At 67.2% G+C, this 9,335-nt stretch carries 4 protein-coding genes; all 4 read left to right on the top strand.

The genetic code is table 11. From position 1 onward, the window contains the following. Nucleotides 1-37: 37 nt before the first annotated feature. The 4 genes from VF649_RS02055 to VF649_RS02070 are packed head-to-tail and all read left to right on the top strand — an operon-like array spanning nt 38 to nt 9,334. The gene (locus VF649_RS02055) at nt 38-2,659 is read left to right on the top strand and encodes a beta-mannosidase (protein WP_331010296.1); all 2,622 of its coding nucleotides are present in this window, start codon (nt 38-40) and stop codon (nt 2,657-2,659) included. Beyond that, nucleotides 2,656-5,325: a beta-mannosidase gene (locus VF649_RS02060; protein WP_331010297.1), complete on the top strand. Its 2,670-nt coding sequence runs from the start codon at nt 2,656-2,658 to the stop codon at nt 5,323-5,325. The genes VF649_RS02055 and VF649_RS02060 overlap by 4 nt, the downstream gene beginning before the upstream one ends. Beyond that, nucleotides 5,322-7,901: a glycoside hydrolase family 3 C-terminal domain-containing protein gene (locus tag VF649_RS02065; protein WP_331010298.1), complete on the top strand. Its 2,580-nt coding sequence runs from the start codon at nt 5,322-5,324 to the stop codon at nt 7,899-7,901. Before VF649_RS02060 ends, VF649_RS02065 begins: the two co-directional genes overlap by 4 nt. Continuing rightward, complete coding sequence (locus tag VF649_RS02070) at nt 7,898-9,334, top strand: glycoside hydrolase family 125 protein (RefSeq protein ID WP_331010299.1); 1,437 nt, start codon at nt 7,898-7,900, stop codon at nt 9,332-9,334. Before VF649_RS02065 ends, VF649_RS02070 begins: the two co-directional genes overlap by 4 nt. Nucleotide 9,335 lies beyond the last annotated feature (1 nt).

Genomic DNA, 9,335 nt, shown 5'->3' on the forward strand with positions numbered 1-9,335 from the left:
ATGCTGTCGAGGCCATGCAATTAAGGACCGAAGAGCAATGAAATGGCTCGCTTTTCTGATCGCACTGGTGCCCCTCGCGGCCACAGCTGCACCGCGCCAGGTGGTGATGCTCCACCGTGGCTGGACGATGCGGATCGACCCGGCAGATGCGGCGGCGGCCAAGGCGCATCCGAAGGCAGCGCGGTGGTTGCCGGCCACGGTGCCGGGGAGCGCGCAGAGCGACCTGATGGCGGCGAAGGTGGTGCCGGACCCGTATATCGGCCTAAATGAAGCGGAGATACAATGGGTTGGGCTGACCGATTGGCAGTATCGCACGACATTGCGCACCACGCCCGAGTTGATGGCGCGCGGGCACATCGATCTGGTTTTCGATGGCTTGGATACGTTCGCCGACGTGCGTCTGAATGGTGCCAAGCTGTTGGCGGCGAACAATGCCCATCGGCGGTGGCGGGTGCCGGTGAAGGCTTTGCTGAAGGCCGGTGGCAACGAGCTGATCGTCACATTCCGTTCTCCTATCAATACCTTGCAGGCGATGGTTCTGAAAACCGCGAACCCGTTGCCGGGCGAATATGATTCGATGTTCGGGGATGAGCCGGCGGGGAAGCAGACGTCACCGTATATCCGCAAGCCGAAATATCACTATGGTTGGGACTGGGGCCCGCGGATCGTGACGCAGGGGCTGTGGCGGGGGGTGCGGGTTGAGGCTTGGGACGATGCGCGGATCGATGCTTTGCGGGTCGGGCAGGAAGGGCTGACCAGCCGCGAGGCGCGGATTTCGGCGGAAGTAGAGATAGTTGCAGGGACCGAGCGGGCGCTGTCGGTGGCTGTCGACGTGACCGGGCCGGATGGAAAAGTGACCCGCGCGAGCCGGAATGTGACCGTAGCGGCCGGAATCAACCGAGTTGCCGTGCCACTTTCGATTGCCAACCCAAAGCGTTGGTTTCCCACGGGATATGGCGCGCAACCGCTGTACACGGTCAAGGCGACGCTGATCGACGGTGGCGAAATAGATTCCGAAATTAAACGCACGGGACTCCGAAATATCGCGTTATTTCGCGAATCCGACGCCGCGGGACGTGGTTTCGCGATTTTCGTGAACGAAATTCCGGTTTTTTCCAAGGGTGCAAATCTGATCCCGTTCGACATGATGCCGGCCCGGGTGACGACGGCACAGATCGACCGGGTGCTGACCGGCGCGCGCGATGCCAACATGAACATGGTCCGGGTGTGGGGCGGCGGATATTATCTGGACGACGCATTCTACGACAAGGCCGACGAGCTTGGCCTTATGGTGTGGCAGGATTTCATGTTCGGCGGCGCGATCACGCCATATGACCGCGATTTCCGCGAGACGGTGCGCATCGAAGCCGAGGAGCAGGTCGACCGGTTGCAGGCGCATCCGTCGATCGTGCTGTGGGCAGGCAACAACGAAGTGCTGAGCGGCTGGTCCAACTGGTCCGACCGGGTGGCGTTCAAGAAAGCGGTCGGCGCGGACGAGCAGGAGCGGGTGGGCGTGGGCATGGCGATCCTGTTCGGGCAGGTCCTGCGCGATGCGGCGGAGCGGCGCGATCCCGATGCGGTATATTGGCCGGGATCGCCGAGCAGCAATTACGAAGGCAAGCCCGACACCGACCGCGATGGCGACCGCCATTACTGGGACGTGTGGGGCGGCAAGAAACCGGTCGAGGCGTATCTGGATAGCTGCCCGCGCTTCATGTCCGAATACGGCCTGCAAGCGATGCCGGACATGAAGACGATCCGCGCCTTTGCCGGACCAGGCCCGCTGACGCCGGCATCACCGGTGATGAAGGCGCATCAGAAATACCTGAAAGGCGAAGGCAACGACCGGCTGCTGTATTACATCCGCGAGAATTACCGCGAGCCGCGCGACTTCGCCGATTTCGTGTATCTGAGCCAGGTGATGCAGGCCGAGGGCATCGAATTGGCCGCGCGGCATCACCGCGCCTGCCGGCCGGTGACGATGGGATCGCTGTACTGGCAATTGAACGACGTCTGGCCGGGCGCTTCGTGGTCGAGCATCGATTATTACGGCCGCTGGAAAGCGTTGAATTTCCGTGCGCGGCAATTCTACGCGCCGCTGGCCATCGCAGCGGAGCGCAAGGGCGGGGCGACGCGGATCAGCGTGATATCCGATGCAACGACGCTAACCACGGCGACGTGGCGGGTGCGGACGATGGATGTCGATGGTCGCGTGCTGGCGACGCGCGGGGAAGCCGCAACGCTGGCGCCGCTGTCGTCGGCGCTGGTGGCGACCATGCCGGACGCCACGCTGTTCGCGGGCGGCGATCCGGCGCGGACGGTGGCGGTGGCGGAGCTGATCGTGGGCGGACGATCCGCTTCGCGCGTGCTGGTGTCGCAAGTGCCGGCGAAGGGGATGGCGTTGCCCGATCCGGGCATCACCGCGCAATGGGAAGGCGATCGCCTGACCCTGACGGCCAAGCGGCTGGCGCGGGCGGTGTGGATCGATTTCGGCGCGATCGATGCGGGCGTATCCGACAATGCGTTCGACCTGCTGCCTGGTGAAAGCGTGATCGTGGCGGTGAGCATCGGCGCAGGTAAGAAGAGCGATCTGGCGAAGCTGCGCCGCGCCTTGACGGTGCGCACCCTGGCCGGCGTAAGCGCCCTGGCGCAACGATGAAGACGCTCGCTAGCATCGCGATGATGATCGTCGGCCTGATGATCGCACCGGCCGCGCACGCGCAGCCCGCCGCGCCGATCACGAAGATCGTCGACAGCGGATGGGAAATGCGGCTGGCGCCCGGCGATCCCAATGCCGCCACCCACACGCGCGCGGCGCGGTGGATGCGCGCGACCGTGCCAGGATCGGTGCAGACCGACCTGATGGCAGCGCGCATCATCGCCGATCCGTGGGTCGGCGAAGGCGAGCGGGCGGCGCAGTGGGTCGGCCTGTCGGACTGGCAATATCGCAACGTCTTCTACCTGCCCGACGAGGTGCTGGCGCGGCGCGACATCGACCTGACGTTCGACGGGCTGGATACTTTTGCGACGGTGCGGGTGAACGGCACCGAAGTGCTGCGCGCCGAGAACATGTTCCGCAACTGGCGCGTGGCGGCCAAGGCGCTGTTGAAGCCGGGCCACAATGTCATCGAGGTCGACTTCGCGTCGCCGATCAAGGCATTGCTGCCGATGGTGCTGGCGCTGAAGACGCCGTTGCCCGGCGCGTATGATTCGCAATTCGGCGACGAGCCCAAGGGGCGCCAGACGGCGAATTACGTGCGCAAGCCAGGGTATCATTACGGGTGGGACTTCACGCCGCGGATCGTGACGATCGGCATCCCCAAACCGGTGCGGATCGAGGCGTATGACGGCGTGCGGATGAGCGACCTGCACGTCGCGCAAGTGCATCTGGACGACAGTGTCGCGGTGCTGGACGCCGTGGTGGAAGTGGACGCGCATGTGGCCCGCACGGTAGACGTGCGCGTGGCGATCACCGCGCCGGACGGGACCAGCCAGACGATCGAGCGGCGGGTGGCGTTGTTCGTCGGGCGCAATCCGGTGACCCTGCCGGTGCGGATCGAACGGCCGCGGCGATGGTGGCCGGTCGGCTATGGCCGCCCCGATCTGTACCGCGTCGCCGCCAGCGTGACGGACGAGGGCCGGGAGATCGGGCGGGCGGCGCATGACATCGGCCTGAGGACGGTCGAAATCCGCCGCGAGCGCGACCGATGGGGGCGCAGCATGGCGTTCGTCGTCAACGGCGTGCCGATCTACATCAAGGGCGCCAATATGGAGCCGGCGGACAGTTTTCCCGAACGCGTGCCCGCGGCGCGGACCGACGCGGTCCTGGAAGCGGCGGTGGCGGCGAACATGAACATGCTGCGCATCTGGGGCGGCGGCTATTATCCCGACGACGCCGTTTTCGCCAAAGCCGATCGGATCGGCCTGATGCTGTGGCAGGATTTCATGTTCGGCAATGCGGTGCCGCCCGTCGACAATGCGTTTCAGGCGAACACCAGGGCGGAGGCGATCGACCAGGTCCGCCGGCTGCGCGACCATCCATCGCTGGTGGTGTGGAACGGCAACAACGAAGTGCAGACCGGGTGGGAGAATTGGGGCGACCGCAAGGCGTTCAAGGTGACGCTGGGCGCCGACGGACAGGAAGCGTATGGCGCCGGACTGCGGCGGATGTTCGACAAGGACCTGCGCGCGGTGGTGAACGATCTGTCGCCCGGCACGCCGTATTGGGGCGGATCGCCGACGACGGACTACGACGGCCCTGCTGAGCAGACGACCGACGGCGACGTCCATTACTGGGATGTGTGGGCGCGTTCGCCGCTGGAGGATTATCTGACCGCGGACAATCGCTTCATGTCCGAATTCGGCCTGCAATCGATGCCCGGACTGCGCACGACGCGCAGCTTCCTGGGCAAGCGCAAGCCGGAGGACATGCCGGTGCAGATCGTCGGCAGCGGATATGACAGCGCCAAGGGCAACGGCCGCATCCTGAAGTACATCCGCGCCGATTACGGCGAGCCGAAGTCGTTCGTGGATTACATCTATCTGTCGCAGCTGTTCCAGGCCGAGGGGCTGGAAATGGCGGTGATCCACCAGCGCGCATCGCGACCGCGCAACATGGGCACATTGTACTGGACGCTGAACGATACGTGGCCGGGCCTGATAAATTCGGTGTGGGCCGGGCAGGCGTGGGGCAGCATCGATTTCCATAACCGGTGGAAGGCGAGCCATTACCGCGCGAAACGCTTTTACGCGCCGGTGACGATCGGGGCGCAGCATATCGCCGGTCGTACGGTCGTGACGCTGATATCGGATCGGCAGGCGGCGTTCGGCGCGCGGTGGCGGCTGCGCGTGATGGACCGCGACGGGGCAATGCTGTCCGAACGTGGGGGCGATGTGACCGCGGCCCCGCTGGCGGCGACGCCGCTGGCCGATCTGGGCGATGCGGAGCTGCTGGGGAAGGCCGATCCGGCGCGGACCGTGGCGGTGGCGGAGTTGATCGAGAACGGCGCGGTGATCGCGCGGCAATTTTCGTATTTCGCCAAGGCCAAGGATCTGGCGCTGGTCGATCCGGGGTTGCGGGCGCACATCGTGCCGAGCGCGAGCGGCTATACGCTGACCGTGTCCGCCAAGTCGCTGGCGCGCGGCGTGTGGATCGAGTTCGGCAACCTGGATGCGACGCTGTCCGACAATGCGTTCGATCTGGCGGCGGGGGATCGCGCCAGCATCCAGGTGCGCTCCACCGCCTCGCTCGCCGCGCTGCGCCGCGCCATGTCGGTGCACAGCCTGTTCGGGACGATCAACGCCAAGGATATCGCCGCGAAATGACACGATCCGCTCTTGCCGCCGTCGCCGCGCTGCTGGCGACCACGGCTTTTCCGACGGTAGCGGGGGCGCAGACGGTCAATCCCCCCGCCGATCCTGCCATCGCCGGCCTGACGCTGGACGAGAAGGTGGCGCAATTGCAGAGCGTGGCGCCGGCGATCCCGCGCATTCGCCTGCCGGCATATGATTATTGGAACGAGGGGCTGCACGGCGTCGCGCGCAACGGCGTGGCGACCGTTTTTCCGCAGGCGATCGGGCTGGCCGCGACATGGGACGAGGCGCTGATCGCACGGGTCGGCGACGTGATCTCCACCGAGGCGCGGGCGAAGTCCAACGCGCTGCCGCCGGGCGACCGCGTGCGATACCAGGGGCTGACGATCTGGTCGCCGAACATCAACATCTTTCGCGATCCGCGCTGGGGCCGGGGGCAGGAGACCTATGGCGAAGACCCGTATCTGACGGGGCGGATGGGCATGGCGTTCGTCCGCGGCCTGCAAGGGCCGGACCCGCTGCACCCCAAAGTGGTGGCGACGCCCAAGCATCTGGCGGCGCATAGCGGGCCGGAGGCCGGGCGCGACAGTTTCGACGTCGACATCAGCCCGCACGACCGCGAGGCGACGTACCTGCCCGCGTTCCGCATGACCCTGACCGAAGGGCATGCGCGATCGACGATGTGCGCGTACAATTCGATCCACGGCGTGCCGGTTTGCGCGTCCGACGCGCTGCTGAACCAGACGATCCGGCGCGACTGGGGCTTTACCGGGCTGATCGTGTCGGACTGCGATGCGATCGGCAATATCTCGGCTTACCATCATTACCGGCCCGATCGTGCGGCGGGATCGGCGGCGGCGATCACGGCGGGCATGGACCTGAATTGCGGACGCACCTATGCCGCGCTGGGCGATGCGGTGCGGCGCGGGCTGGTGCCGGAAGCGACGATCGACACCGCGCTGACGCGGGTGTTCGCCGAGCGGCGCGCGCTGGGCGGGGCGTTCGGGATCACCAGCCGCTGGGACCGGATCAAGCCTTCGGTGGTCGACAGCGCCCCGCATCGTGCGCTGGCCCTGGAAGCCGCGCGCAAGGCGATGGTGCTGGTGGCGAACAATGGCGTGCTGCCGCTGAAACCCAGTGCCCGGATCGCGGTGATCGGGCCGAATGCGGACAGCCTGGACGTGCTGGAGGCCAATTATCATGGCACCGCCGCGGCGCCGGTGACACCGCTGGCGGCATTGCGGACGACCTTTGCCGGGGTTCGATACGCGCAAGGCGCGAGCATCGCGGACGGCGTGCCAGTGCCGGTGCCGGAAAGCGCCCTGGCGCTGCGCGGCGAATATTATCGGGGTGCGAACTTCGCCGGCAAGCCGGTGGTGCGTGCCGACCGGCTGATCGATTTCGACTGGGACCGCACCGCGCCCGTCGCCGGGATCGACGCGGCATCGTTTTCGGTGCGGTGGACGGGGACGCTGAGCGTGCCGGCGGCGGGCGACTATGCCCTGCGGCTGGACGTGCCGCGCTGTTTCGATTGCCGCGGGCATGATCCCGCGCGGCTGTGGATCGACGGGCGGCTGGTCGCCGACGACGACGGCAGCGGCAAGCAGGTGGACGCCGCGCTGACCCTGACGCCCGGCGCGCACGCGATCCGGGTCGAGCTGGCGCATGGCGGCGAGGATCAGGGGCTGCGGCTGACGTGGACGGCGCCGGCGCCGGCGCAGATCGCCGAGGCGGTGCAGGCGGCGGCCGGGGCGGACGCCGTCGTCGCGTTCGTCGGGCTTTCGCCGGCGGTGGAGGGCGAGGCGCTGGGCATCGAAGTGCCGGGCTTTTCGGGAGGCGACCGCACCGACATCGGGTTGCCGGCGGCGCAACTGCGCCTGCTGGAAGCGGCGAAGGCGAGCGGCAAGCCGCTGGTCGTGGTGCTGATGACGGGCAGCGCGGTGGCGATGGAATGGGCCAAGCGCAACGCCGATGCGATCCTGGTGGGGTGGTATCCGGGCCAGGCGGGCGGGCAGGCGATCGCCGATACTTTGGTGGGGGCGAACAACCCGGCCGGGCGGCTGCCGGTGACCTTCTATGCGCGGACCCGCGACCTGCCGGCGTTCGTGGAATACAACATGCGCGAGCGGACCTATCGCTATTTCACCGGTACGCCGCTGTGGGGGTTTGGCCACGGGCTTAGCTATACGCGGTTCGCCTATACGGATGCGCAGGTTGCGGCGCCGGTAGTGACGGCCGGCGATACGCTGAGCGTGTCCGCGGTGCTGGCCAACGTCGGGCCGGTGGCGGGGGACGAGGTGGTGCAGGCGTATCTGGTGCCTCCGGTGCCGGCTGTTGCACCCGGCTTCAACGATCCGGTGCTGCAACGCCAATTGGTGGCGTTCCGGCGCGAGGCGCTGAAGCCCGGGGAGCGGCGGCGCGTGACGCTGAGCATCGATGCGCGGCGGATGAGCAGCGTCGATACCGCTGGCGTGCGCCGCGTGGTGCCGGGCGAATACAGGCTGCACATCGGCGGCGGCCAGCCGGGCGACGGACCCGGCATCGAAACGCGCTTTACCGTGACGGGTACAAAGGATTTGCCGAAATGATCGATCGTCGCACCCTGATCGGCGGCGCTGCCGCGATGAGCCTGACGGGACCATTGCGCCCCGCCGCGCCGGCGTTCGTCAGCCATCGGCCCAAGCCCGCCGACCGCCGCTTCGTCAGCCCCGCGGTGGAGCGCGAGATCGCCGCCGTCACCAAGCGGATCGGCGATCCCGAGCTGGCGTGGATGTTCGGCAATTGTTACCCCAACACGCTGGACACCACGGTGTTCATGGGGACCGTCGACGGCAAGCCCGACGCGTTCGTCATCACCGGCGACATCGATTGCATGTGGCTGCGCGACAGTTCGGCGCAGCTGCACCCGTACCTGCCGCTGGCGCGCAAGGATGCCGCGCTGCGCACGCTGTTCCGCGGGCTGATCGCGCGGCAGGCGCGGTCGATCCTGATCGATCCATATGCCAACGCGTTCATGCACGATCCGTCCGCCAGGACCAACCTGGGCTGGGCGATGCACGACAAGACGGACATGAAGCCGGGCGTCGGCGAGCGCAAATGGGAAGTCGATTCGCTGTGCTATCCGATGTGGATCGCGCACGGTTACTGGGAAGCGACCGGCGATGCGGTGCCGTTCGACGCGCTGTGGGCCGACGCCGCGCGCGCATCCATCCGCACGTTCCGCGAGCAGCAGCGCAAGGACGGGCCGGGGCCGTACCGGTTCCAGCGCGCGTCGAACATCCCGAGCGAGACGATGATGCTGGACGGCTATGGCCCGCCGTCGCGCCCCGTCGGCATGATCCATTGCGGCTTCCGGCCCGCCGACGATGCGTGCATCCTGCCGTTCCTGATCCCGTCGAACATCTTTGCGGTATCGGCGCTGCGCAAGCTGGCGATCGTCGCCAACGCCGCGCGCCACGACGCCGCCCTGGCGCGCGAGGCCGCCGCGTTGGCCGACGAAGTGGACGCGGCGCTGCGCCAATACGGCACGATGCGCGACACCGACGGGCAGACGATGTGGGCGTATGAAGTCGACGGGCTGGGCAACGCGCTGTTCATGGACGATGCCAACGTGCCGAGCCTGTCGGGCCTGGCATACCTGGGATGCGTGCCGCGCGACGATGCGCTGTGGCGGCGCACCGCGGAGCGCGCGTGGAGCAACCGCAACCCGTATTTCTTCAAGGGCAAAGCGGCCGAAGGGATCGGCAGCCCGCACACTTGGCTGCGGCAGATCTGGCCGATGGCGATCGTGATGCACGCGCTCAACGCCCTGAACGCCGCCGGTGCGAGCGACGACGCGACCGTCGCGCAGTGCCTCGCGTGGCTGAAGGCGGGGCATGGCGGCACCGGTTTCATGCACGAATCGTTCGACCAGGAAGATTCGACCAAATTCACCCGCACTTGGTTCGCGTGGGCCAACGGCCTGTTCGGCGAGCTGATCCTGGACGTCGCCGCGCGCCGCCCCGCCCTGCTGAAAGGCTGAA

The sequence above is a fragment of the Sphingomonas sp. genome (assembly GCF_036387535.1).
GTDB lineage: Bacteria > Pseudomonadota > Alphaproteobacteria > Sphingomonadales > Sphingomonadaceae > Sphingomonas_R.

Coding starts and splice junctions, on each gene's coding strand:
- VF649_RS02055 (WP_331010296.1), top strand. CDS start 38: ATGAAATGGCTCGCTTTTCTGATCGCACTGGTGCCCCTCGCGGCCACA.
- VF649_RS02060 (WP_331010297.1), top strand. CDS start 2,656: ATGAAGACGCTCGCTAGCATCGCGATGATGATCGTCGGCCTGATGATC.
- VF649_RS02065 (WP_331010298.1), top strand. CDS start 5,322: ATGACACGATCCGCTCTTGCCGCCGTCGCCGCGCTGCTGGCGACCACG.
- VF649_RS02070 (WP_331010299.1), top strand. CDS start 7,898: ATGATCGATCGTCGCACCCTGATCGGCGGCGCTGCCGCGATGAGCCTG.